This is a genomic window from Bacillus sp. AY18-3, from assembly GCF_008042305.1.
In the GTDB taxonomy this organism is placed as follows: Bacteria; Bacillota; Bacilli; order Bacillales; family Bacillaceae_G; genus Bacillus_A; species Bacillus_A wiedmannii.
In genome coordinates, this window is the sequence record NZ_QKQR01000006.1 from 245,139 (window position 1) to 271,905 (window position 26,767).

The 26,767-nt window shown below is 36.9% G+C and carries 23 protein-coding genes; 19 read left to right on the forward strand and 4 right to left on the reverse strand.

Features of this window, described 5'->3' with window-relative positions; all coding sequences use genetic code 11:
- Positions 1–43: 43 nt before the first annotated feature.
- Positions 44–547, reverse strand: a complete 504-nt coding sequence (gene ytrI / locus DM800_RS06625) for a sporulation membrane protein YtrI (protein ID WP_046958744.1) — start codon at positions 545–547, stop codon at positions 44–46.
- Positions 544–957 carry a sporulation membrane protein YtrH gene (ytrH, locus tag DM800_RS06630; protein ID WP_073516695.1) on the reverse strand — a complete coding sequence of 138 codons (414 nt, stop codon included), beginning with the start codon at positions 955–957 and terminating at the stop codon, positions 544–546. The genes ytrI and ytrH overlap by 4 nt, the downstream gene beginning before the upstream one ends.
- A gap of 42 nt (positions 958–999) precedes the next feature.
- Between ytrH and dnaE the strand changes: the two genes are divergently transcribed.
- The 8 genes from dnaE (at position 1,000) to DM800_RS06670 (ending at position 11,828) form a co-directional block, all read left to right on the forward strand.
- Positions 1,000–4,326: a DNA polymerase III subunit alpha gene (dnaE, locus tag DM800_RS06635; protein ID WP_060486540.1), complete on the forward strand. Its 3,327-nt coding sequence runs from the start codon at positions 1,000–1,002 to the stop codon at positions 4,324–4,326.
- A 133-nt stretch (positions 4,327–4,459) separates the two neighbouring features.
- Entirely contained in the window at positions 4,460–5,668 is a 1,209-nt protein-coding gene (ystJ, locus tag DM800_RS06640) for an NADP-dependent malic enzyme (protein WP_161796084.1), read from the forward strand.
- 14 nt (positions 5,669–5,682) lie between these two features.
- On the forward strand, positions 5,683–6,327 hold the full coding sequence (locus tag DM800_RS06645) for a FadR/GntR family transcriptional regulator (RefSeq protein ID WP_000204434.1): 645 nt from the start codon (positions 5,683–5,685) through the stop codon (positions 6,325–6,327).
- Between the two features lie 185 nt (positions 6,328–6,512).
- Positions 6,513–7,382, forward strand: coding sequence for an acetyl-CoA carboxylase, carboxyltransferase subunit beta (accD, locus tag DM800_RS06650; RefSeq protein WP_000942866.1), 870 nt, complete (start codon positions 6,513–6,515; stop codon positions 7,380–7,382).
- Positions 7,370–8,344: an acetyl-CoA carboxylase carboxyl transferase subunit alpha gene (gene accA / locus DM800_RS06655; protein ID WP_000818786.1), complete on the forward strand. Its 975-nt coding sequence runs from the start codon at positions 7,370–7,372 to the stop codon at positions 8,342–8,344. The genes accD and accA overlap by 13 nt, the downstream gene beginning before the upstream one ends.
- Before the next feature lie 128 nt (positions 8,345–8,472).
- Complete coding sequence (gene pfkA, locus DM800_RS06660; RefSeq protein ID WP_000821162.1) at positions 8,473–9,432, forward strand: 6-phosphofructokinase; 960 nt, start codon at positions 8,473–8,475, stop codon at positions 9,430–9,432.
- A 53-nt stretch (positions 9,433–9,485) separates the two neighbouring features.
- Positions 9,486–11,243: a pyruvate kinase gene (pyk, locus tag DM800_RS06665; protein ID WP_001232677.1), complete on the forward strand. Its 1,758-nt coding sequence runs from the start codon at positions 9,486–9,488 to the stop codon at positions 11,241–11,243.
- A gap of 195 nt (positions 11,244–11,438) precedes the next feature.
- Positions 11,439–11,828: an FxsA family protein gene (locus DM800_RS06670; RefSeq protein WP_048544357.1), complete on the forward strand. Its 390-nt coding sequence runs from the start codon at positions 11,439–11,441 to the stop codon at positions 11,826–11,828.
- A gap of 631 nt (positions 11,829–12,459) precedes the next feature.
- Here the strand turns inward: DM800_RS06670 and ytvI are convergent.
- Positions 12,460–13,578 carry a sporulation integral membrane protein YtvI gene (gene ytvI, locus DM800_RS06675; protein WP_147786617.1) on the reverse strand — a complete coding sequence of 373 codons (1,119 nt, stop codon included), beginning with the start codon at positions 13,576–13,578 and terminating at the stop codon, positions 12,460–12,462.
- Positions 13,579–13,998: 420 nt separating this feature from the next.
- On the opposite strand from ytvI, the gene DM800_RS06680 reads away from it, so the two are divergent.
- From DM800_RS06680 to DM800_RS06705, 5 genes are all read left to right on the forward strand, one after another.
- Complete coding sequence (locus DM800_RS06680; RefSeq protein ID WP_000625511.1) at positions 13,999–14,460, forward strand: DUF441 domain-containing protein; 462 nt, start codon at positions 13,999–14,001, stop codon at positions 14,458–14,460.
- 387 nt (positions 14,461–14,847) lie between these two features.
- Complete coding sequence (gene citZ, locus DM800_RS06690) at positions 14,848–15,996, forward strand: citrate synthase (protein ID WP_000503659.1); 1,149 nt, start codon at positions 14,848–14,850, stop codon at positions 15,994–15,996.
- 160 nt (positions 15,997–16,156) lie between these two features.
- Positions 16,157–17,449 (forward strand): NADP-dependent isocitrate dehydrogenase, encoded by a 1,293-nt coding sequence (gene icd / locus DM800_RS06695; protein WP_147786618.1) that lies wholly within the window; start codon positions 16,157–16,159, stop codon positions 17,447–17,449.
- A gap of 19 nt (positions 17,450–17,468) precedes the next feature.
- A complete protein-coding gene (gene mdh, locus DM800_RS06700) occupies positions 17,469–18,407 on the forward strand; it encodes a malate dehydrogenase (RefSeq protein ID WP_088609290.1) in 939 nt (312 codons plus the stop codon).
- 217 nt (positions 18,408–18,624) lie between these two features.
- Complete coding sequence (locus DM800_RS06705; RefSeq protein ID WP_000914190.1) at positions 18,625–19,098, forward strand: MaoC family dehydratase; 474 nt, start codon at positions 18,625–18,627, stop codon at positions 19,096–19,098.
- A gap of 57 nt (positions 19,099–19,155) precedes the next feature.
- Here DM800_RS06705 and DM800_RS29565 read toward each other — a convergent pair whose 3' ends face one another.
- Positions 19,156–19,287, reverse strand: coding sequence for a hypothetical protein (locus DM800_RS29565; protein WP_002122970.1), 132 nt, complete (start codon positions 19,285–19,287; stop codon positions 19,156–19,158).
- Between the two features lie 89 nt (positions 19,288–19,376).
- Between DM800_RS29565 and DM800_RS06710 the strand changes: the two genes are divergently transcribed.
- The 6 genes from DM800_RS06710 to ytaF all read left to right on the forward strand — a co-directional run bounded on the left by DM800_RS06710 (position 19,377) and on the right by ytaF (position 26,718).
- Entirely contained in the window at positions 19,377–19,622 is a 246-nt protein-coding gene (locus DM800_RS06710) for a hypothetical protein (RefSeq protein ID WP_000871398.1), read from the forward strand.
- A 154-nt stretch (positions 19,623–19,776) separates the two neighbouring features.
- Entirely contained in the window at positions 19,777–20,496 is a 720-nt protein-coding gene (gene phoP, locus DM800_RS06715; protein ID WP_001065223.1) for a two-component system response regulator PhoP, read from the forward strand.
- Entirely contained in the window at positions 20,489–22,252 is a 1,764-nt protein-coding gene (phoR, locus tag DM800_RS06720; RefSeq protein WP_088609288.1) for a sensory box histidine kinase PhoR, read from the forward strand. The genes phoP and phoR overlap by 8 nt, the downstream gene beginning before the upstream one ends.
- Before the next feature lie 284 nt (positions 22,253–22,536).
- Positions 22,537–25,170, forward strand: a complete 2,634-nt coding sequence (polA, locus tag DM800_RS06725; protein ID WP_048544346.1) for a DNA polymerase I — start codon at positions 22,537–22,539, stop codon at positions 25,168–25,170.
- A 12-nt stretch (positions 25,171–25,182) separates the two neighbouring features.
- Entirely contained in the window at positions 25,183–26,013 is an 831-nt protein-coding gene (gene mutM / locus DM800_RS06730; protein ID WP_147786619.1) for a DNA-formamidopyrimidine glycosylase, read from the forward strand.
- 72 nt (positions 26,014–26,085) lie between these two features.
- The gene (ytaF, locus tag DM800_RS06735; RefSeq protein ID WP_000281739.1) at positions 26,086–26,718 is read left to right on the forward strand and encodes a sporulation membrane protein YtaF; all 633 of its coding nucleotides are present in this window, start codon (positions 26,086–26,088) and stop codon (positions 26,716–26,718) included.
- Positions 26,719–26,767: the final 49 nt, after the last annotated feature.

Sequence of the window (26,767 nt, forward strand, 5' to 3'; positions counted from 1 at the left end):
ATATGAAAACGAAAAGAAGGAGCGGCGCTAAAGCCCTCCTTCTTTATTTTTCTTTCTCTATCGTAATGCTAATTTCAAGCACTGTATCAAAAGATATCGTATCGACTTTGAAACGGTATAGCCGATCGTAATGTTTGTACGTTTTGTTTTCGATTACCTTTTTGAGTAGGTCTTTATTTTTTGCTATACTTTGAATGTTTTTCGTTAAAAGATGTTGGAGGTCATTATGGATAGACGTAGTCATATTTTCGAGTGTAAGGTTGTCTAAATCGTATTTTTCTCGATTTATAAGTTTTATTTTAATCTCTTGAATAGTTAAGAGCCGTTTATTTTCTGTATTCAATTTTTCTTGATCTTCGAGAAGGACGTGGAGCTTTGCTTCTTGTTTTTCTATAATTTCTCGTTGCTCTGCTATTTTACTAGCTTGTTCTTCTTGAAAAACACCGTATATGTACAAAAAAACAAACCAGCTCAACACGCCTCCAACAGCAGCACCAGCTAAAACTAAATACCATTTTTTTGCTGTATTGGCACTTGGTACTCTCATACATGTTCCTGCGTTAGCCATTTAATAATAGTAAGACCTGTTTGCATACCACCCGTTGCGAAAAAAATAAGGAGAATTTGTTTTACAATATCTTTCATATCTCCGCCAAAGAAACTTCTTTCAAAGCTATAAAAAGTATCAAATGTTCCGCCAATTGCTGCAACGAGTGCCCAAATTCTTAAATTTTGGGCGAATTGATTAATGTAAGTTAGAGTTGGTTTTCCGATAAGAAATGCACCAAATCCACCAATTAATGAACCACCAAGTATCACCCCAAAGGCAATAAAATAACTAATAATAAGCAGAGAGAAAAAAGTATGTTCTCTTACATCCATCGTCATTCCCCTTTCTTCTTCATATATATGGACAAAGTATAAGAAGTATGTTTTGATTTCCGCTTTCCTCATCACCTATAATAAAAGTAGTCAGATTGGTAAAGAGAGGGTACAACAGTGAAGTTTGTGCATTTACAATGTCAAACCGTTTTTAGTTTATTAAAAAGTGCTTGTAAAATTGATGAGCTTGTAGTCAGGGCGAAAGAACTTGGTTTCTCGTCACTCGCTATTACGGACGAAAATGTTATGTATGGCGTTATTCCGTTTTATAAAGCATGTAAGAAACATGGTATACAGCCTATTATCGGCTTAACAGCTTCTATTTTTAGTGAAGAAGAGGAAAAATCTTATCCGCTTGTTTTACTTGCTGAAAATGAAATGGGCTATCAAAATTTATTAAAGATTTCTAGTAGCATTATGACGAAGTCAAAAGAAGGTATTCCGAAAAAGTGGCTTGCCCATTATGCGAAAGGATTAATTGCTATTTCACCAGGTAAAGATGGGGAAATTGAAAAATTATTATTAGAAGACAAAGAGAGTCAAGCTGAAGAAGTAGCTCGCATGTATCAAAGTATGTTCGACAATTTTTATATGAGTTTGCAGCATCATGCGATTCAAGATGAACTGCTCCTGCAAGAGAAATTACCTGCATTTATGAGTAGGATAAATGTTCCAGTCGTTGCAACAAACGATGTACGCTACATCAATCAAAGTGACGCACTTGTTCATGAGTGCTTATTATCTGTTGAAAGTGGAACGAAAATGACTGATCCAGATAGACCAAGGTTGAAAACTGATCAATATTATTTAAAATCATCAGATGAAATGGAAGCACTATTTTCTCACGTAGAAGAAGCGATTTATAACACAGTAGAAATTGCAGAACGTTGCAGAGTAGAAATACCGTTTCATATAAATCAATTACCGAAATTTCCTGTTCCAGCTAACGAGACGAATGATATGTATTTACGCCGCGTTTGTGAAGAAGGCTTGCAGAAACGATATGGTACGCCGAAAGAAGTACATATAAAGCGTTTGAATCATGAATTAAACGTTATTTCTAGTATGGGGTTTAGTGATTATTTCCTCATCGTGTGGGATTTTATGAAGTATGCGCATGAAAATCATATTTTAACAGGACCAGGACGTGGATCGGCAGCCGGCTCACTCGTTTCTTACGTATTAGAAATTACAGATATTGATCCGATTGAATACGATCTATTATTTGAAAGATTTTTAAATCCTGAACGTGTGACACTTCCAGATATTGATATCGATTTTCCAGATATAAGACGTGATGAGATGATTCGATATGTGAAAGATAAATATGGTCAGCTGCGTGTTGCACAAATTGTAACGTTCGGGACGCTTGCAGCGAAAGCGGCAATTAGAGATATTGCGCGTGTAATGGGGCTTCCGCCGCGAGACATTGACATATTTTCAAAACTTATCCCATCAAAGCTTGGTATAACGTTAAAAGATGCATATGAGGAATCGCAATCACTCCGTGAGTTTATACAAGGGAATCTGTTACATGAGCGTGTGTTTGAAATTGCAAAACGTGTAGAAGGCTTACCACGTCATACGTCTATTCATGCAGCTGGCGTTATTATGAGCCAAGAGCCGTTAACCGGAAGTGTTGCAATACAAGAAGGGCATAACGATGTGTATGTTACGCAATACCCAGCTGATGCATTAGAAGAACTTGGTTTGTTAAAGATGGATTTTTTAGGATTACGTAATTTAACGTTACTTGAAAATATTATAAAGTTTATCGTGAAAAAGACGGGGACACAAATTGATTTAAGAAATTTACCACTTCAAGATGAAAAGACGTTCCAATTGTTAGGTAGAGGGGATACAACAGGTGTATTCCAGCTTGAATCAGGTGGTATGCGAAATGTACTTCGCGGGTTAAAACCGAATGAATTTGAAGATATTGTCGCTGTTAACTCGTTATATAGACCAGGACCAATGGAACAAATTCCAACCTTTATTGAATCAAAGCACGGAAAAAGAAAAATTGAATATTTACATCCGGATTTAAAGCCAATTTTAGAAAGAACATACGGTGTAATTGTATACCAAGAACAAATTATGCAAATTGCGTCGAAGTTGGCGGGATTCTCGCTCGGAGAAGCAGATTTATTACGCCGAGCAGTGAGTAAAAAAAATCGTGATATTTTAGATCAGGAGCGTAAGCATTTTGTACAAGGCTGTTTACAAAATGGTTATGACGAGACATCCGCAGAGAAAATTTACGATTTAATTGTAAGATTTGCGAATTACGGTTTTAACCGAAGTCACGCTGTAGCCTACAGTATGATTGGATATCAGCTTGCTTACTTAAAAGCGAATTATACGCTGGAATTTATGACAGCATTATTATCAAGTGCAATTGGAAATGAAGATAAGATTGTGCAGTATATACGAGAAACGAAGCGGAAAGGTTTTCACGTTTTGCCGCCGTCTCTTCAGAGAAGTGGTTACAATTTCCAAATAGAAGGTAATGCGATACGTTACAGCTTACTTTCAATTCGAAACATCGGAATGGCTACAGTGACAGCATTACTCGAAGAACGAGAGAAAAAAGTATTTGAAGATTTATTTGAATTTTGTCTTCGCATGCCATCAAAGTTTGTAACAGAGCGAAATTTAGAGGCGTTCGTCTGGTCTGGGTGTTTTGACGATTTTGGTGTTTCGAGAACAAATTTATGGAAAAGCCTTAAAGGAGCGTTAGAGTACGCAAATCTTGCACGTGATTTAGGAGATGCTGTTCCAAAATCAAAATACGTGCAAGGAGAAGAGCTCTCTTTTATTGAACAGTTAAATAAAGAGAAGGAAGCACTAGGTTTTTATTTATCAAGCTATCCGACAGCGCAGTATGTGAAGTTAGCGAAAGAATTAGAAATTCCATCTCTTGCTCAGGCAATGCGACATAAGAAAAAAGTACAAAGGGCTATCGTGTATATAACAAGCGTGAGAGTGATTCGTACGAAAAAGTTGCAAAAGATGGCGTTTATTACATTTTGTGATCAAAACGATGAAATGGAAGCAGTTCTTTTCCCTGAAACATATATACATTTCTCAGATAAGTTACAAGAAGGAGCAATTGTTTTAGTTGACGGCATGATTGAGCTTAGAAATCATAAGTTGCAATGGATTGTAAATGGACTATATCCGTTAGAAGAAATGGATGTGTATGAAGAAAAGAAAGATGCATCTGTTTACGTGAAATTGTCGTCTCAGTATGAGAAAAAGCTTTTAAATCAGGTTACTAAAATATTGTTTGACTATTCAGGTTTTGCGAAAGTACTAATTTATTATGAAAAGGAACATAAAATGGTACAATTGTCTCGAAGTTTATCGATTCATCCAAGTGAAGAATGTTTAGGAGCACTTCGTGAAATTGTCGGGGAAGAAAATGTAGTTGTGAAAATATAATGGACAATTTCCCTACACTTCGATTATTATAGTAGTAGTGTTCGTGGTCAGACCACTTGGAGAAATTGATATCAGCTAGAATAATTTGAGGAGAGTGGATAGTTTGTCAACACTTCGTGAAGAAGCACTTCACATGCATAAAGTGCATCAAGGAAAATTAGAAACTGTATCAAAAGTAAAAGTAGAAAATGCAAAAGATTTAAGTCTTGCATATTCTCCAGGGGTTGCAGAACCTTGTAAGGAAATTTATGACGATAAAAGTAAGGTATATGAATATACGATGAAGGGAAATATGGTAGCAGTTGTGACAGATGGAACGGCTGTACTTGGTCTTGGTAACATTGGACCTGAAGCATCTCTTCCAGTAATGGAAGGTAAAGCTGTATTATTCAAGAGCTTTGCTGGTGTAGATGCATTCCCAATTGCCTTAAATACAAACGATGTAGATAAAATTGTTGAAACTGTAAAATTAATGGAGCCAACTTTTGGCGGCGTTAACTTAGAGGATATCGCAGCACCAAACTGCTTCATTATTGAAGAACGTTTGAAAAAAGAAACAAATATTCCTATCTTCCATGATGATCAACACGGAACAGCTATCGTAACAGTAGCAGGTCTTGTGAACGCGCTAAAATTAGTTGGAAAGAAAATGTCTGACATTAAAGTTGTCGCAAATGGCGCAGGTGCAGCAGGTATTGCAATTATTAAACTTTTATATCGCTATGGTGTACGCGACATTATTATGTGTGACCGTAAAGGCGCAATCTATGATGGTCGTCCTACAGGTATGAATCCGGTGAAGGATGAAGTTGCAAAATATACAAATAAGAATCGTATTGAAGGTTCTTTAGCTGACGTTGTACAAGGTGCGGACGTATTCATTGGTGTATCTGCAGAAGGTGCATTAACAGAAGAGATGGTTCGTACAATGAATGACGATGCAATTATTTTTGCAATGGCGAATCCAGTTCCAGAAATTATGCCAGAATTGGCAAAAGCAGCGGGCGCAGCTGTTGTTGGAACGGGTCGTTCTGACTTCGCGAACCAAGTAAATAATGTACTAGCGTTCCCTGGTATTTTCCGTGGTGCACTTGACGTACATGCGACACAAATTAACGAAGAAATGAAGATGGCGGCTGTACAGGCTATTGCTGAGCTTGTAGCAGAAGATGAGTTGAATGCAGACTATATCATTCCGGCACCGTTTGACGCGCGTGTAGCGCCTCAAGTGGCAGCTTACGTTGCGAAAGCTGCAATGGAGACAGGAGTAGCTCGCCGTCAAGTAGATCCAAATGAGATTGCTGAGAAAACAAAACAATTAGCGCTGATTGGTAAAGAATAAGCGAGGAATTTCCATTGACATCATCAAATACAAAAGTATATCTCGAAATTGTAAAAAAAATCCGTTCCATTATGGAAGAAGATGGATTGGTGGCGGGGGATCGTTTGCCGTCTGAGCGTGAGTTAAGTTCACGTTTAAACGTAGGGCGTTCCTCTGTAAGAGAAGCATTGCGTGCTTTAGAACTGGTAGGATTGATTGAAACGAGACGTGGTGAAGGGACGTTTATTCGAAACTTTTACGATAACGGTCTTGTACAATTGATTGCGCCGTTCTTGCTGCAAGATGAGAAAACAATTCGTGATTTATTACAAACAAAACGATTGCTTGAGAAAGATATGATTCGAATTGTATGTAATTTGCCGAAAGAAACGTTTTCTAAAGTGCTAAGAAAATTAAATCAAGTGCTTGAAGAAAATGAAAACTCGATTCCAATGCTTCATCAAACGTTCTTTAAAACACTCATTGAACAAGTCGATAATTATTTACTATATCGCATTTGGATGATCGTAAATGATTACGTATCAACTCTTTCTTGTGAAGTTTCAGGAGATTCTATCGATATGTATAGAAAGCTTTATGCTACTTTGGAAGAAAAACAAGAAAATGATGCACTAAAAATTTACGATGAATTAGTAGAGAATATACAGTTTCACTCGTAATGTATAAAATTTGTCGAAATGACCATGACACGTTATGACAAACATTCTATCGCGTAGCGGTTAAAGTTAAACGTAAAGAGTGAGGTTATTAGACAGATTGAGAAGATAAGGCTAACATCAAACTTTGGTGTTAGCCCAATTTTCTTCTTGCGCTAACCTTAGCTCTCAACGAAGGGGGTCAAATTGTGCTAAGAGATTTATTCGTGAAAAAGAAAAAGTACGCTGCAATACCTTCAGAACAAGTACGAAAAGATGTACCGGATGGTGTTATGACAAAATGTCCGAAATGTAAAAAAATCATGTATACGAAAGAGCTTCTAAAAAATTTAAAAGTATGTGTGAATTGTGGATATCATCATCCTATGAATGCATGGGAACGTCTTGATAGTATATTGGACGAAGGGTCATTCCGTGAGTATGACAAAGAAATGGTTTCATTAAATCCACTCGAGTTTCCAGGATACGAAGAGAAACTAGAGAGCGATCGTAAGAAGACTAAATTGAACGAAGCGGTTGTAACTGGTGAAGGAACAATTGATGACATGCTTGTTGTTGTTGCAGTAATGGATTCTCGTTTTCGAATGGGCAGCATGGGCTCTGTTGTAGGAGAGAAAATTGCCCGTGCAGTTGAAAAAGCATACGACTTACAAGTTCCATTTATTATCTTTACTGCGTCGGGTGGTGCCCGTATGCAAGAAGGGATATTAAGTTTAATGCAAATGGCAAAAACAAGCGTAGCTTTGAAAAAGCATAGTAATGCAGGAGGGTTATTTATTTCTGTTATGACTCACCCAACGACGGGCGGGGTTTCAGCGAGTTTCGCTTCACTTGGTGATTACAATCTTGCAGAGCCAGGTGCACTTATCGGATTTGCTGGTAGACGTGTAATTGAACAAACAGTGCGTGAAAAACTACCGGAAGATTTCCAAACGGCAGAATTTTTATTAGAGCACGGTCAATTAGATGCGGTTGTGCATCGTGATGATATGAGAGAATCACTCCGTAAGATTTTAGAAGTTCATCAAGGAGGGGAAATGGCTGTATGGCAGAGCTAGAATTTGAAAAACCAGTTGTTGAGCTAAGAAATAAGATTCGTGAACTGAAAGACTATACGAAAAACAGCCAGATGGACTTCAGTGAGGAGATTCGTATTTTGGAAGACAAGCTAGAAAAATTAGAGGAAGATATATACGGCAATATGAAAGTATGGGACCGTGTTCAAATTGCTCGTCATGCAGAACGACCGACAACGCTCGATTATATTGAGCACTTATTTACTAATTTTTTTGAATGTCATGGAGATCGCCTATTTGGCGACGATGCAGCGATTGTCGGCGGCATTGCGAAATATAAGGGGATGCCTGTAACTGTAATTGGGCACCAACGCGGAAAAGATACGAAAGAAAATATTCGTCGTAATTTTGGGATGCCTCATCCAGAAGGATATCGAAAAGCACTGCGTCTAATGAAACAAGCGGAAAAGTTTAATCGTCCTATTATTTGTTTCATCGATACGAAGGGAGCTTATCCTGGTAAAGCAGCTGAAGAACGTGGACAAAGTGAGGCGATTGCCCGTAATTTATTTGAAATGGCGGGTTTAACGGTACCTGTTATTTGTATTGTTATCGGTGAAGGTGGTAGTGGTGGTGCGTTAGGTCTTGGAGTAGGAGATTACATTCATATGCTGGAAAATTCCACGTATTCTGTTATTACACCAGAGGGTGCGGCGGCAATTCTTTGGAAAGACGCTGGTAAAGCAAAAGAAGCTGCAGAAGCGATGAAAATTACAGCATTAGATTTGAAAGAATTAGGTGTAATTGACGAAATTATTCCAGAGGCAAAAGGTGGAGCGCATCGTAACATTTTAAAACAATCAGAAAATATAGATTTAATGCTTAAGAAAACTTTTGAACAATTAAGCGGAATTTCGAAAGATGAATTAATCGAAAAACGTTATGAAAAATATATGAAAATTGGGCAAGTTTCGTTTTCAAACGCTTCCATTGGGATAAAATAATAAAAGCGTGCGTTCCTCTTCGCGAATGCACGTTTTTATTATGAAAAGACACATCTTCTCCATTGTGTTTTTATATTTTTTCGTGTTATTTTATTATAAGGCAAATAATCTTTATGAGGTGAGTACAAATGAAACGTATTGGTGTATTAACAAGTGGTGGAGATTCACCTGGTATGAATGCTGCCATTCGTGCAGTTGTTCGTAAAGCGATTTTCCATGATATTGAAGTATATGGTATTTACCATGGATACGCGGGTTTAATTTCTGGTCATATTGAAAAATTAGAACTTGGTTCTGTTGGCGATATTATCCACCGTGGTGGTACGAAATTATATACAGCAAGATGTCCTGAGTTTAAAGATCCAGAAGTACGATTAAAAGGTATCGAGCAATTAAAGAAACACGGTATCGAAGGACTTGTTGTTATTGGTGGAGATGGCTCTTACCAAGGTGCTAAAAAATTAACTGAACAAGGATTCCCATGTGTTGGTGTACCAGGTACAATCGACAATGATATTCCTGGAACAGACTTCACAATTGGTTTCGATACAGCTTTAAATACTGTTATTGATGCAATTGATAAAATTCGTGACACAGCTACATCTCATGAACGTACATATGTTATCGAAGTAATGGGACGTCATGCTGGAGATATCGCATTATGGGCTGGTTTAGCTGATGGTGCCGAAACAATCTTAATTCCAGAAGAAGAGTATGACATGGAAGATGTTATTGCTCGTCTGAAGCGTGGTAGTGAACGTGGTAAAAAACACAGTATTATCATTGTGGCTGAAGGTGTTGGAAGTGCAATTGACATCGGTAAGCACATTGAAGAAGCAACAAACTTTGATACTCGTGTAACTGTATTAGGTCACGTACAACGTGGTGGATCACCAAGTGCACAAGACCGTGTATTAGCAAGTCGTCTTGGCGCAAGAGCAGTTGAATTATTAATTGCTGGTAGAGGTGGACGCTGTGTAGGTATTCAAGATAATAAACTTGTTGATCATGATATTATCGAAGCGTTAGCTCAAAAGCATACAATCGATAAAGATATGTATCAATTATCTAAAGAATTATCCATCTAATCGGCTTAATGTCGGATATTTGGGAACGGTTTCATAATTTTCGGAGGTGCAATATGCGTAAAACTAAAATTGTATGTACTATAGGTCCTGCTAGTGAAAGTATTGAGAAATTAGAACAATTAATCGAAGCGGGTATGAACGTTGCTCGTTTAAACTTCTCTCATGGTAGCCATGAAGAGCACGGCGCTCGTATTAAAAATATTCGTGAAGCTTCAAAGAAAACTGGTAAAACAGTTGGTATCTTACTTGATACAAAAGGTCCAGAAATCCGTACTCACGACTTCGTAGACGGACAAGCTGAGCTTGTAACAGGTGCAGAAGTAGTTCTTTCTACTGAGCAAGTATTAGGTACTGCAGAGAAGTTCTCTGTATCTTATGCTGGTCTTTATGACGATGTAGACCCAGGTTCTCGTATTCTAATCGATGACGGTCTTATCGAACTAGAAGTAATCGAAAAAGCTGACGGAAACATCCGTACAAAAGTTTTAAACAGCGGAACTGTAAAAAATAAAAAAGGTGTTAACGTACCAAACGTAAGCATTAAGCTTCCTGGTATCACTGAAAAAGACGTAAAAGATATCGTCTTCGGTATCGAGCAAAAAGTTGATTTCATCGCAGCTTCATTCGTACGTAAAGCATCTGACGTATTAGAAATCCGTGAATTATTAGAAGAGCATAACGCTCAATACATCCAAATCGTACCAAAAATCGAAAACCAAGAGGGTATCGATAACATCGATTCAATCTTAGAAGTTTCTGACGGTTTAATGGTAGCTCGTGGTGATATGGGTGTAGAAATTCCGCCAGAAGAAGTACCATTAGTACAAAAACGTCTAATCAAAAAATGTAACGTGTTAGGTAAACCGGTTATTACTGCGACACAAATGTTAGATTCTATGCAACGTAACCCACGTCCAACTCGTGCGGAAGCAAGTGACGTAGCTAACGCAATCTTCGATGGTACAGATGCAATCATGCTTTCAGGTGAAACAGCTGCTGGTCAATACCCAGTAGAAGCAGTAACAATGATGGCTAACATTGCAGTACGTGTTGAAAAATCATTACAATATGAAGATATGTTCAAAAAACGTATTAAAGAGTTCACTCCAACAATTACAGATGCAATTAGCCAATCTGTTGCGCATACAGCACTTGCTCTTGATGTAGCTGCAATCGTAGCTCCAACAGAAAGTGGACATACTGCGAAAATGATCTCTAAATACCGTCCGAAATCTCCAATCGTAGCTGTAACATCTGACGAGCAAGTAGGACGTCGTCTTGCACTTGTTTGGGGTGTACAAGCATTTATGGCTGGAAAACGTGCAGCGTCTACTGACGAAATGTTAGATACTGCAATTCAAACAGGTATGGATGCAGGTCTAATTGGACTTGGAGACACTGTAGTAATCACTGCTGGTGTTCCAGTTGCTGAAACTGGTACAACAAACTTAATGAAAATCCATGTTGTTGGTGAAGAAGTTGCGAAAGGACAAGGAATCGGTCGTAAAGCTGCAAAAGGTAAAGTAGTTGTAGCGAAAACAGCTGCTGAAGCTGTAGCGAACGTAAACAAAGGTGATATCCTTGTTACAACAAGCACTGATAAAGATATGATTCCTGCAATCGAAAAAGCTGCTGCTCTAGTTGTAGAAGAAGGCGGTCTAACAAGCCATGCGGCTGTTGTAGGTGTATCAATCGGTATTCCTGTTATCGTTGGTGTAAACGGCGTAACAGCAACTTTAAAAAATGGCCAAGAAGTAACAGTTGATGCAGCACGCGGAATTGTTTATAATGGACATGCGGAAGTGCTATAAGTAATACGAAGAGAAGGATCGGAGTCCTTCTCTTTTTTTTACACAAAAACGAGGTGGAATCAGCTTGAAACGCCTGGAATTACGTTTAAAATCCGTTTGTTATGAGGTTCAATAGGGAAAGGTGTTTAGTTTCTGTGTAGCGTATACGGGCGCTCTGGGTTCGTTTAAAGTGATGAGTGAGAGGAGTGTAGAACTATGAAGTGGTTACTATTCTTGTTTATTTTAATACCGGCGATTGAGATTACAGTCTTAATTGGATCGAGTCATGTAATAGGTTTATGGTCTACGTTCGCTATGATTGTATTTACGGGTGTTGTAGGTGTCTATTTGGCGAAAAGACAAGGATTTAAAGTGCTTAGAGAGATTCAATCTAAGTTGAATAGAGGAGAAATGCCAGGAGGAGCGGTACTGGATGGTATTTTTATCTTTGTAGGAGGTATTCTTTTGGTACTTCCTGGATACGTAACGGATATAATAGGTTTGATCTTCGTTATCCCTATGACGAGGGCTTTGTTGAAGCCATTTGTTATGAAGTGGATGGAATGGAAGTTTAGAAAGAGTTCTACTATTATTGTGCAGAAATAGTGCTTAGATTATAGCGATCTAAGCACTATTTTTTTGCCCGCAAAAGGATGAGAGATGGATGAAGTTCTGTTGATTAAAGTTTTGCTGTATCATGCCTTAAAATGTGGTGAATGCGAAGGAGTTAAGTGGAAATCAGACTGCTCATACAAGTCCGGTTGGTGAAAGTTAATAATCGGTGGTGGACAAAATCCTTACTGATCATAGTTTTGCCTTATTATATTTGCTATGTATTTTTCGATTGGATATGGAGGTAGTTCTTAATGAGTGTGTTGTAGGGAAATTCATATGAACTCAAGCTGGTTTTTGTATATAAAAAGAATCAATTGGTATGGAAAAGTTAGATACGAACAGGAAAAATGTTAGTTTAAGTCTTATTTTATACCGTTTTGCATATTTATTCATTTACATAAAAAGTAATAAATGTAAGTAATAATTATAAAAATAATAGAATAAATATGTAAAAATACCTCGGAATATGCGTTTTCTATGCAAAAAAACAAGAGTATTATCCTTTTTGTGGGAAATTCTCTTGTTGTATGTAATGAGTGTGAAAAACAAGTATAAGGAATAATCAGTGGGAAATTCCCACTGATTACATATAAGTTTTTTGTTGTATATGAATTAGAAACTATTATTTTGAAGGTGAGCCTTTAATATATTTCCACAAATCATGGAATACACGAGCTTTGTGCAATGTATTAAGTAGTACTAAGATGACTGGACCGATGATTAATCCTAAAAAGCCAAAAAGCTTAAAGCCGACAAATAGAGCGATCAGTGTTGCTAATGGATCGAGGCCGATATTAGATGAAAGTACTTTAGGCTCCATAATTTGTCTTTGGACAATCACGACGATGTATAAGACGAGAAGACCGATGGCGAAAGCAGTATCGCCAGTGAAAAATACGTATATAACCCAAGGAACGAAGACGGCACCTGTTCCTAAATACGGGAGTAAATCTACAACCCCTGTAATAATCGCGATAGTAATGGCGTATGGTACGCGTAATATTAAAAGTCCGATTAGTACAATAACAGTTGTCATAGATACGAGTGTAAGTTGCGCTTTAACAAAACCAAATAAAGCTTTTCTTAAGTCGACAAAAATAGTTTTTCCATAGCCATGAACACGATTGGGCAAAAATTTTCTTACTTTCTGAGCAAGACGATGCCAATCGTAACTAATGAAGAAAGTGGCTAATAAAACGAATACAAGGACAGTTAAAGTGGTTGGTAATGCACTAATGAAATTTGTTAACCCGCTTATAATAGCAGTTAAAAGTTCTTTCATTTGCGTCGTTGCTTCGGTTCCTAAGTTTTGAATGTTTTGTGTAATCGTATAGCGCTGTGGTTCCCCAAGATGATTAAATTTAGAAATTAAATCATCATAGAGAGGCATAATATGATTAAGTGCAAATTGCTGAGCGAATGCAACGATATCTGGAAACTTTACTGTAACAAGTTGTAGTAAGTATGTTGTAGCAGATATGGCTTCTGTTACAAGGTATGTAACGAGTCCGACGATAGCTCCAAATACGAGAATTAAGCTAACGAGTACTGCGAGTGCGCGAGGAAATTGTAGTTTTTGATTAAGGAAATTGACGACAGGATTAATCAAATAAGCAAATGCGAAAGCGATAATAAAAGGATAGATAAGTCCTGACATATATAGTAATGCATAGAACCCGGCTACCGTTGCTACAATGACAAATATGAGTCGCAATATCATATATAGTAAGTTTCGGTTCAAAGATGTATACCTCCCATTCCAATTTGGATTATCCTAATTCGTTCAACTTATAACGAGTGTGCTGCACTGATTAAAGTTTCACTTTATGTTATAGTGGAATGATGGATTTTTCCTGCTTTTTCAGTACATGAGTGACTGTAAAAGCTTGGTGTTGATGCTTCTACTATATGGTAAAAACTTCATTTTCTCTTCTTTTTATTTTACCTGTTTCTTATTAGAAAAGAAAGGAGAGACAATCGTTTTCAAAAATGTATATAGGCTTAAATTTTTGATGATGAAAGTCTCAGTTTAGCATTTTAAAATACATAAAAAATGAAGTGGTTATTGTTGAATATACATCGATATAGCATGTATAACGATAGGTTTAAAGGTATTTTTGTTTGGAAATGAGTTCATTATTTTCAGAAAGGAAGTGTAAACATGATTAGTCAGTCAACGTTATTTTTATTCATACTACTTATTATAGGACTTGTTGCTAAAAACCAATCGCTTACTGTAGCTATTGGTGTGTTATTTTTATTGAAATTTACGTTTCTAGGAGATAAAGTCTTTCCTTATCTACAAACGAAAGGGATTAACCTCGGTGTAACGGTTATTACAATAGCAGTACTCGTACCGATTGCAACGGGGGAAATAGGTTTTAAACAACTTGGAGAAGCGGCGAAATCGTATTATGCATGGATTGCTTTAGCTTCAGGGGTAGCGGTTGCTTTGTTAGCGAAAGGCGGCGTACAATTATTGACGACGGATCCTCATATTACAACTGCGCTCGTTTTCGGGACAATTATAGCGGTTGCTTTATTTAATGGAGTTGCTGTAGGTCCATTAATTGGGGCTGGAATTGCCTATGCAGTTATGAGTATTATACAGATGTTTAAATAAGGAATTTTATAGTAATATAAAATTTTTGAATTCTTTCTGTTCACAAAAGTCAGATAATTGTTTATAATAGGATTAGAAACTTTGAAAAGTTACATAACAGCAGAGACTTTACACCAGATAAAATAAAAACAACATAAAACAATTTTATAATGATATTGTTTTATGTTGTTTTTATCATAAAACTCTTCGGGATTAATTTTCCTCACTAACTTGTTGTTTTGAGCGTGAGGATTCGGGGAGACATTCACGCTCATGCTTTCCATGTAAACAATGGACAATAAGAGGGGAACATCGCAACAAATTTGCATGATCGTGCATTTTGCTTGCCTAAAGAGTGAACGGGCGTTCATAATTCAAAAGGGAAGCAAATAGATATAAGGAGCAAGGTTGGGAGAATTTTCAGGAAAAGGAGAGAATGTCATGACTGTTATTCGAGGTTTAGAAGGGGTAGTAGCAACAACATCATCTGTGAGCTCTATTATTGATGATACATTAACTTATGTTGGGTATAATATTGATGATTTAGCTGAGAATGCTACATTTGAAGAAGTAGTGTACTTATTATGGCATCGCAAGCTTCCTAATGAACAAGAACTAGCGAAATTTAAAGAGATTGTATCGGAATACTATAAAGTTCCAGGTGAGATTTTAACATATTTGAAACAAGTAGATTTAAAAATCGCACATCCGATGTCTGTTTTACGAACTGCAATTTCCATGCTATCATTATACGATGAGAGCGCTGAAATTATGGATGAAAACTCCAATTATTTGAAAGCGGTTAAATTGCAGGCTCAAGTGGGAACTTTAGTTGCTGCTTATGCAAGAATTCGTAAAGGTTTAGATGTTGTTGAGCCTAGAAACGATTTATCATTAGCTGCAAACTTCTTGTACATGTTAAATGATCGCGAGCCAAATGAAGTTGAAATTGAAGCTTTTGACAAGGCGCTTGTACTTCACGCAGATCATGAGTTAAACGCTTCTACATTTACTGCACGCGTTTGTGTAGCTACACTTTCAGATGTATATTCTGGTATTACAGCAGCAATCGGTGCGTTAAAAGGTCCTCTTCACGGCGGGGCAAACGAAAATGTAATGAAGATGCTAACTGAAATTGGCGAAGAAGAAAATGTAGAATCATATATTCATAATGCTCTTCAAAATAAAGTGAAAATCATGGGCTTTGGCCACCGTGTATATGAGCAGGGTGATCCGCGTGCAAAACATTTACGCGAAATGTCTAAGAGATTATGCGTGCTTTTAGGAGAAGACAAATGGTATAATATGTCTATCAAAATTGAAGACATTGTAACAAAAGAAAAAGGTCTTCCACCAAATGTTGATTTCTATTCAGCTTCTGTATACCATTGTTTAGGAATTGACCATGACTTATTTACACCTATTTTTGCAATTAGCCGTATGTCAGGCTGGTTAGCTCATATTCTAGAACAATATGAAAACAACCGTTTAATCCGTCCGCGTGCTGATTATAATGGACCAACACATCAAGTGTACGTTCCAATTGCACAACGATAAGCGAAAAACACTATTTTGATAGTGAAAATACGCTTTCAAAAGTCTGATTTTTTCGGAAAGACGTAATGATTAGAATATTTTAATTTAAATAACGGTTTGAACTGAGGGGTTATTCCCTCAGTTTCATACATATGAAATTTCAAACATGGGGGTTATCACATTGACGACAGGTGAAAAAATTATTGTAACTAATGGTGTTATGAATGTACCAAACAATCCGATTATTCCATTTATCGAAGGAGATGGAATTGGTCCTGATATTTGGGCAGCTGCATCTCGTGTACTAGAAGCAGCAGTTGAAAAAGCTTATGATGGTGAGAAGAAAATCGTTTGGAAAGAAGTGCTTGCAGGGGAAAAAGCATTCAACCAAACAGGCGAGTGGTTACCAGAAGAAACTTTAAATTTAATCCGTGAATATTTAATCGCGATTAAAGGTCCACTTACAACTCCAGTTGGCGGTGGTATTCGTTCTCTAAACGTAGCACTTCGTCAAGAATTAGATTTATATGTATGTCTACGTCCAGTTCGTTATTTTGATGGTGTTCCTTCACCTGTAAAACGTCCGGAAGATACTGATATGGTTATTTTCCGTGAGAATACAGAAGACATTTATGCTGGAATTGAATATGCACAAGGATCTCCGGAAGCAGAAAAAGTCCTTGCTTTCTTAAAAGAAGCAATGGGTGTTAATAAAATTCGCTTCCCAGAAACATCTGGTATTGGTATTAAACCAATCTCAGAAGAAGGGACAAAGCGTCTTGTTCGTGCTGCAATTCAATATGCAATTAACGAAAAACGTTCTTCTGTTACATTAGTTCATAAAGGAAACATTATGAAATTTACAGAAGGTGCTTTCAAAAACTGGGGTTACGAAGTAGCGGAACAAGAATTCGGCGATAAAGTATTTACTTGGGCTGAATATGATCGTATCGTTGAGAAAGATGGTAAAGATGCAGCGAATAAAGCGATGGCAGACGCTGAAGTGGCTGGGAAAATCATCGTAAAAGATTCTATTGCAGACATCTTCTTACAACAGATTTTAACTCGTCCACGTGAGTTCGATGTTGTTGCAACAATGAACTTAAACGGAGACTACATCTCTGATGCACTTGCTGCACAAGTAGGTGGAATTGGTATTGCACCTGGTGCAAACATTAACTATGTGACTGGACATGCTATCTTTGAAGCTACACATGGTACAGCTCCAAAATATGCAGGTTTAGACAAAGTAAACCCATCTTCAGTTCTTCTTTCTGGTGTATTATTATTAGAGCACTTAGGATGGAACGAAGCTGCGAAATTAGTAACTGATTCAGTTGAGAAAACAATTGCTTCAAAAGTAGTAACTTATGATTTCGCACGCTTAATGGAAGGTGCAACAGAAGTGAAATGTTCTGAGTTCGCTAATGAACTTATTAAAAACATGGATGTAGCGATAATCAAAAACGCATAATTAAAGCGGGGGGTAAATTATGACAATCAAACGCAAGAAAGTTTCAGTCATCGGTGCAGGATTTACAGGAGCAACAACAGCATTCTTATTAGCACAAAAAGAACTTGCAGATGTTGTATTAGTGGACATTCCACAACTGGAAAATCCAACAAAAGGGAAAGCGTTAGATATGTTAGAAGCGAGCCCAGTACAAGGTTTTGATGCTAACATTATTGGAACATCTGATTACGCAGATACTGCTGATTCTGACGTTGTCGTTATTACAGCAGGTATTGCACGTAAGCCTGGTATGAGCCGTGATGACTTAGTAGCAACAAACTCTAAAATTATGAAAAGTATTACGCGCGACATTGCAAAACATTCACCAAATGCGATTATTGTTGTGTTAACAAATCCAGTTGATGCAATGACATATTCTGTATTTAAAGAAGCAGGATTCCCGAAAGAGCGTGTTATCGGTCAATCGGGCGTATTAGATACAGCTCGTTTCCGTACATTTATTGCACAAGAATTAAATCTTTCTGTGAAAGATATTACAGGATTTGTTCTTGGTGGACACGGTGACGATATGGTACCTCTTGTACGTTATTCTTATGCAGGTGGCATTCCGTTAGAAACGTTAATTCCGAAAGAGCGTTTAGAAGCAATCGTAGAACGTACCCGTAAAGGTGGCGGCGAGATTGTAGGCTTATTAGGAAACGGTAGTGCATATTACGCACCAGCTGCTTCTTTAGTTGAAATGACAGAAGCAATCTTAAAAGATCAACGCCGTGTATTACCAGCTATTGCGTACCTTGAAGGTGAATATGGTTATAGCGACCTTTACTTAGGCGTACCAGTAATTCTAGGTGGTAACGGAATTGAAAAAATTATTGAGTTAGAACTTCTTACAGATGAAAGAGAAGCGTTAGATCGCTCTGTAGAATCTGTACGTAATATAATGAAGGTTCTTGTTTAATAATTAAATATTAAGTAGAAAAAGATTCGGGGCCCCGAATCTTTTTCTACTATTTATTCAAATGTTTTTTTGAAATAATATGAAAACGCTATCATTTGGTGTATCCTATAATGAAACTATAGATTTATACTATACATTGCCCTCATCATAGTAAATTTCGGATAAGGTATCGCTATTAGTAGGATAATAAGGTGAAAAAATCGGAGGGGGTTGTAACATGTTAAAGAAAAAAGTTCAAATTGGTCGTAGAATGGATGAAATTACAGTAGGAGAGAAATTATCTATCACTGAAAAAATTGAGGATAAAGATTTGTTATTGTACTTAGGGTTAACGAATGATGCCAATCCATTATATATTCAGCATGATTACGCATCCCAAACTCCGTATGAAAAGCCGATTGTACCAAGCATTATGCTAACGGGAATGATTACAACGGCAGTTACGAAATATTTACCAGGTCCAGGCAGTCATATTACTAGGAAGGACCTTACGTTCGTGAAGCATGTTCATCATTATGAAACGTTACAAATCCATTTTGAAGTTGTAGCTGTTTCTGAGGAGGAACATACAATTGATATGCTTGTATCTGCTCATGATGAAAAAGGAGAAACGGTTGTAAAGGGTTCTTTAACAGTAACGCCGCCTTTTAAATCAGTTTCTATTATGGAAAAAGCATTAGATAATTTTTAAAACATGAAAATATGAATAGCGCTAGCATACCTTTCTATAAGGGGGCTAGCGCTATTTTTAGTTGAAGAATCCTTGTGTGAATCCTTCGGCGAAATCGGAACAACCTGTTTTAATAGTATCCCAGCTTGGGGCGTTGAAAGTAAGAATACATGTTACTACTAAAGATAGAATAGGTAGAACTAATCGCATAATAGACCTCCGTGTTTTTAATATTTATATATTTAAATTAATGATATAAAGATTAATAATGTAAGTCAATAAAAGGGGTGATTTTTAAGGTGAAGTGGAAAAAAGAAGATGTTATCTTTGAAACGATAAGAGAAGCTGAAGTGTGGGCAGACGGGGTCGCGAATGAAATGTATGGAAGACTATTTGATAGATATGAAACACCGGACTATAAAATAGCGTATGCTCTTTCGTTTTTCCTAGCGCAGGAGAGGGGATTTGTGGTTCATACGGAAAAATACTTTGAAAAAGGTAGGTTTATCTACCGAGTTTGGATAGCGGAGAGGGAGAGAGAATGAAGTGTTAATTGCTTTTATTTTCGAAGCATTGGTAGAAACGAGCTCCATGAATAGACAATTATATTGAGAGGGAACTTGTTTTCTAGTATGATGAGAATAACGGGGAAAATACTAGGATGAAGAAGGTTTCAAGTCTATAACTTGGAGGAAAAGAATGAACAATCGTATTTTAGTAGTTGATGATGAGGAGTTTATCTTAACTTTAATTGAATTTAATCTACAACAAGCTGGGTTTGAAGTGATAACAGCGATGGATGGAGAAATGGCGCTTCAAAAAGCGACAACAGAACGCCCAGATTTAATTATATTAGATTTAATGCTTCCAAAAATGGATGGTATGGAAGTGTGTAAAGAATTACGATTGCAGCGCGTTATGACGCCGATTTTAATGTTAACAGCAAAAGATGATGAATTTGATAAGGTGCTAGGTCTTGAACTTGGGGCAGATGATTATATGACGAAGCCATTTAGCCCAAGGGAAGTTGTTGCGCGTGTGAAGGCAATTTTGCGCCGCACGAAATTACAACAAGAAGAACAAGTGAAAGAAGCGTCAGATGAAGAGAGCATCACACTTGCTGAACTTAAAATTTTGCCGGAATTTTATGAGGCTTATTTCCAAGGAAGAAAGCTTGAATTAACACCAAAAGAATTTGAACTACTTGTTTATCTTGCGAAAAATAAAAGTCGCGTGTTGACACGTGATCAATTATTAAGTGCTGTATGGAACTATGATTTTGCTGGTGATACACGAATTGTTGACGTTCATATTAGCCATTTGCGCGATAAAATTGAACAAAATACGAAAAAACCGACGTACATTAAAACGATACGTGGTTTAGGATATAAATTAGAGGAGCCAAAAGGGGATGAATAAATTTCGTTCCAGGCTTCTTTTTACATTTGTTTCTCTTATTGTTTTTATTTTAGTTGGACTAGGTTTATTACTGGAAACCGTGTTTGAAAACTACTATATAGATCATGCAAAAGAGAGAATGGTAAAAGAGACAGAGTATGTTGCGGTATTAGCAGAAGAACAGGGTTTTGATAATGTTTTAAAAAATCCATATGTATTTGAAAAGTTAGAAGAAAAAATACAGGCTTCTATTGCATTTGTAGATGAAAAAAAGAAAGTTCAATATAGCGGCGGAGAACAGTCTGCATTTAGCCAAGGGATAATTAAAGAACTTTCTTCTGAAACAACAAAACAAAGAAACAAAGTCATTACGAAAGAAACGGATCAGAATAATGAATTTTATCATGCGGTATTCGTTCAAGATGTAGCAGGGAAACAAGGATACATTTTAGTGAAAAGTACAATTGAACCTTTGAAAACTGTTCATCAAAAAACGTGGGGATTATTAATTATCGGATTTGTTATCGCTTGTCTCGTAGTCGTATTTTTAGGTATGAAAATTACAGGGCAATATATTAGGCCAATTGAATCCGTTACGAAAGTTGCTATCGAATTAGCGAAGGGAAATTATAAAGCACGCGCTTATGAAAGTCATTCGGATGAAACGGGAATGCTGAGTAAAGCAATTAATATTTTAGCCCGTAATTTACAAGAGATGACACTTGAACAAGAAATGCAACAAGATCGTCTGCATACGTTAATTGAAAATATGGGAAGCGGAATGATTTTAATTGATAGCCGCGGTTATATAAACCTTGTAAACCGTTCTTATAAGGAGACTTTCCACGTAACAGATGAAGAATATTTAGATCGTTTATATTATGAGTCGTTTCATCATACAGAAATTATAGAGCTCGTGGAAGAAATCTTTATGACAGAAGTGAAAGTGCGTAAACAAATGTTATTGCCGCTTGGAATTGAGCGAAAGCATTTTGAAGTATATGGAGCACCGATTATCGGGACGAACCATGAATGGAAAGGGATTGTCCTTGTATTCCATGACATTACTGAGCTAAAGAAATTAGAACAAATGAGAAAAGACTTTTTAGCGAATGTTTCTCATGAACTAAAGACACCGATTACTTCTATTAAAGGTTTTTCAGAAACGCTCTTGGACGGTGCTATGGATAATAAAAAATTCTGCGAACATTTCTTGCACATTATTTTAAAAGAAAGTGAACGCATGCAAGGGTTAATTGAAGATTTATTAGATTTATCAAAGATTGAGCAACAAGGATTTAAATTGAGTATGGGGACCGTTGATATGAAGGGACTTCTTGAAGACATTCATATGGTGCTTGATAACAAAGCAGGAGAAAAAGAAATTTCTTTACAAGTAAATGCGCTAAAAGGAGTCTCGGTCATTGGAGATCCAAGTCGTTTGAAGCAAATCTTTATTAATTTAATGAATAACGCAATCGTATATACGCCGGCTGGAGGCGTTGTTTCTGTAGAATTAGCAGAAGATAAATATAATGCTTATATAAAAGTATCGGATACGGGAATTGGTATTAGTAAAGATGAAATTCCGCGTATTTTTGAACGCTTTTACCGAGTGGACAAAGCGAGAAGTAGAAATACTGGTGGTACAGGCCTTGGATTATCGATTGTAAAGCATTTAGTTGAGGCACATCACGGCACGATTACAGTGGATAGTGAAGTTGGGGAAGGGACAACATTTACAGTTGTTTTACCAAAATCAGCAACTGAAAAATAGGATGAAGGATGTTTACAATATATTAACAATGGCTTAATTAAATATTAATAAAGGTCTGTTAATATAATACATGAAAACCCCTTCATCCAAGGAGTAATTTTGGACGAGAATAGTTATGCTATTCTCGTCACTTCCCTTTTATGTTAGTAAACGTTTGTATATATGATAGAAAATAGCCGTTATTTTTCTTCTCTCTATTAGTCATGTTAATATAGAGAGAGGAAAGGAACGGTTTTTTTTCTGTGAAAAAAATCATTTCAAATTTGTATGGGGAGGTTTCTGGTTTGGAAAAAAAGGTCGTATTAGTAGATGGTAACAATATCGCGTATCGTGCTTTCTTTGCACTACCGCTTTTAAATAACGACAAAGGTATACATACGAACGCAATTTACGGTTTTACAATGATGTTAATGAGAATATTAGAGGAAGAAAAACCAACGCATATGTTAGTAGCGTTTGATGCGGGTAAAACGACATTCCGTCATAAAACGTATAGTGAGTATAAAGGAGGACGTCAAAAGACTCCACCTGAATTATCAGAGCAATTCCCATTTATTCGTGAGATGCTTGATGCATTCAACGTACCACGTTATGAATTAGAAAATTATGAAGCGGATGACATTATGGGGACGTTAGCGAAAGAAGCGAGTGAACAAGGGTTTCATGTAAAAGTTATTTCAGGAGATAAAGACTTACTGCAACTTGTTTCAGATAATACACTCGTATGTATTCCTCGTAAAGGGATTACAGAAGTGGATGAATATACGAAAGAAGCTTTATTTGAGAAATACAGCTTATCACCAAAGCAAATTATCGATATGAAAGGTTTAATGGGAGACCAGTCAGATAATATTCCAGGTGTACCAGGAGTTGGTGAAAAAACTGCGATTAAATTGTTAACACAGTTTGAAACGGTCGAGGCAGTGTATGAAAATATAGATCAAGTAAGCGGGAAGAAATTAAAAGAAAAGCTAGAAGCAAATAAAGACCAAGCTCTTATGAGTAAAGATCTTGCAACTATTATTACAGATGCGCCGATTACAGTGCATGTGGATGATATGGAGTATAAAGGGTATGAAGCAAGTGATGTGATTCCAATGTTCGAGAATTTAGGATTTACATCCCTTTTAAATAAATTAGGTGTTACGCCAGAAGAAACGACTCCAGCTGAATTAGATGATATTACATTTGATATTGTGGAAGAAGTTACAGAAGAAATGCTAGTGCAAGATAGTGCGCTTATTGTTGAAGTACAAGAAGATAACTATCATAAAGCGGACATTCAAGGTTTTGGTATTCAAAATGAAAATGGCTGTTACTTTATTCAAACAGAAATTGCTCTTAAGTCAGACGCTTTTAAAGAGTGGCTTGCAGATGGAGAAATGAGAAAGTATACATTTGATGCGAAGCGCGCAATCGTTGCACTTAAATGGAACGGGATAGATATGCAAGGGATTGACTTTGATCTACTAATCGCTGCTTATTTACTTGACCCGGCTGATACGGATAAAGATTTCCGTACTGTAGCAAAAATGAAAGAAACACATGCTGTGAAATCTGATGAAGAAGTTTACGGAAAAGGTGCGAAGCGTGCTGTTCCAGAGCTAGAAGTAGTAGCGGAGCATGTAGCTCGTAAAGTGCACGTATTATATGATGTAAAGCAAACATTCGTTGAAGAGTTACAAAAGAATGAGCAATATGAACTGTTTACAGAGTTAGAATTACCACTTGCGCGTGTATTAGCTGATATGGAAGTAAAAGGTGTAAAAGTTGATACGGAGCGTCTTCGTAATATGGGAGAAGAACTTGCAGGTAGATTAAAGGAAATGGAACAGGAAATTTATAAGCTTGCGGGAACAGAATTTAATATTAATTCACCGAAGCAGCTTGGTGTTATTCTGTTTGAGAACTTAAACTTACCAGTTATTAAAAAGACGAAAACAGGTTATTCTACGTCAGCAGATGTACTAGAAAAGCTTATGGATCGCCATGAAATCATTCCAAACATTTTACATTATCGTCAATTAGGGAAACTAAATTCAACTTATATTGAAGGTTTATTAAAAGTTGTACATGAAGATTCATCTAAAATCCATACTCGTTTCAATCAAGTATTAACGCAAACAGGTCGATTAAGTTCAACGGATCCGAACTTGCAAAATATCCCGATTCGATTAGAAGAAGGAAGAAAGATTCGTCAGGCATTTGTTCCATCAGAAGAAGGATGGATTATGTATGCGGCAGATTATTCACAAATTGAACTTCGCGTATTAGCTCATATTGCAAATGATAAAGGGCTAGTTGAAGCGTTCCAACATGACATGGATATTCATACGAAAACAGCGATGGATGTATTTGGCGTTGAAAAAGATGAAGTAACTTCGAATATGAGACGACAAGCGAAAGCTGTCAATTTCGGAATTGTATATGGTATTAGTGATTATGGTCTTTCACAAAACTTAGGAATTACAAGAAAAGCAGCAGCGGAATTTATTGAAAAGTATTTAGAAAGTTTCCCTGGTGTACAAGAATACATGAGTGACATCGTAAAAGATGCGAAACAAAAAGGGTATGTGGCTACATTATTAAATCGCCGCCGTTATATTCCGGAAATTACGAGTCGTAATTTCAATTTACGTAGCTTTGCTGAGCGTACGGCTATGAATACACCAATTCAAGGGACTGCAGCAGATATTATTAAAAAAGCGATGATTATTATGGCAGACCGTCTAGAAGAAGAAGGATTACAGGCGCGTCTACTTCTGCAAGTACACGATGAATTGATATTTGAAGCGCCAAAAGAAGAAATTGAAAAATTAGAGAAGCTTGTACCAGAAGTAATGGAGCATGCAATTGAACTCGCAGTTCCGCTGAAAGTTGATTATTCTTACGGTCCAACTTGGTACGACGCAAAATAAGGAAGTGATGAAATGCCTGAATTACCAGAGGTTGAAAACGTCAGACGGACACTTGAAAATCTTGTGACAGGAAAAACAATTGAAGATGTCATTGTTACCTATCCCAAAATAGTAAAACGTCCAGATGATGCAGAAATCTTTAAAGAAATGCTAAGAGGCGAGAAGATTGAAAATATAAAGCGAAGAGGAAAGTTTTTGCTTTTATATGTAACGAATTATGTTATTGTTTCACATTTGCGTATGGAAGGTAAGTTTTTACTGCATCAAGAGGACGAGCCAATTGATAAGCATACACACATCCGTTTCTTATTTACAGATGGAACTGAATTACATTATAAAGATGTGAGAAAGTTTGGTACGATGCATCTCTTTAAGAAAGGTGAAGAATTGAATCAAATGCCTCTTGCTGACTTAGGTCCGGAGCCGTTTGATGCTGAATTGACACCGCAGTATTTACAAGAAAGATTGCAAAAGACCAATCGTAAAATAAAAGTCGTATTATTAGACCAGCGTCTTTTAGTAGGGCTTGGAAATATATATGTAGATGAAGTTTTATTCCGTTCTCAAATTCATCCGGAACGAGAAGCTTCGTCTTTAACAGCAGAAGAAATTGAACGAATTTACGAGGCGACTGTTACAACGTTAGGTGAAGCGGTAAAGCGAGGCGGAAGTACAATTCGAACGTATATGAATTCGCAAGGGCAAATTGGCTCATTCCAAGAACTTCTAAATGTATACGGAAAAAAAGGAGAACCATGTGTGACTTGCGGTACGATATTAGAAAAAACAGTTGTTGGCGGAAGAGGAACGCATTACTGCCCGATCTGTCAGCCGAGAATATAGAAAAGAGATAACATCGGATAGGCATTTGTCATATACATACAGCAGGGCTATGTATAAGGGAGGAGCTTACCGATGTACCTTTATTTATCTCTTATTTTATTAGCTTTTACATTAAGCTTAGATAGCTGTAGTGTAGGGCTAACATATGGTTTAAGAAGCGTAAGAATTCCACTAAGATCAATTATCATTATCGGAATGTGTTCAGCGGCTGTTATGCTTGTTTCAATGGGAATTGGACATATGATCGCGAAAATATTTTCACCTGTTATCGCAACGCGTATCGGTGGGCTTGTTCTTATTGGAATAGGAATTTGGGTATTATACCAATTTTTTCGAAGTGAGAAAAAAGAAGAGCCAAAGCAAGAGGAGAAGGTTTGGAAATTAGAAATTGCTTCGCTCGGGCTAGTGATTCAAATTTTACGGAAACCGACTGTTGCAGATTTTGATAAATCAGGCACCATTTCTGCAGGAGAAGCGTTACTTCTTGGTATCGCTCTTTCTATAGATTCGTTCGGTGCTGGAATTGGTGCATCTTTATTAGGGTATGCGCCCGCTATGATGGCGATATTAGTTGCGGTTATGAGTTCTTTGTTTTTATTTATTGGAATGAAACTTGGAACGGTTTTATCCAATATGAAATGGTTACAAAAATTTACATTCCTGCCTGGGGTATTACTCATTATTATTGGAATTTGGAAAATGTAAGTATGGGCGTGGAACATTAGTTTCGCGCCTTTTATATTGTGAGGAGGAT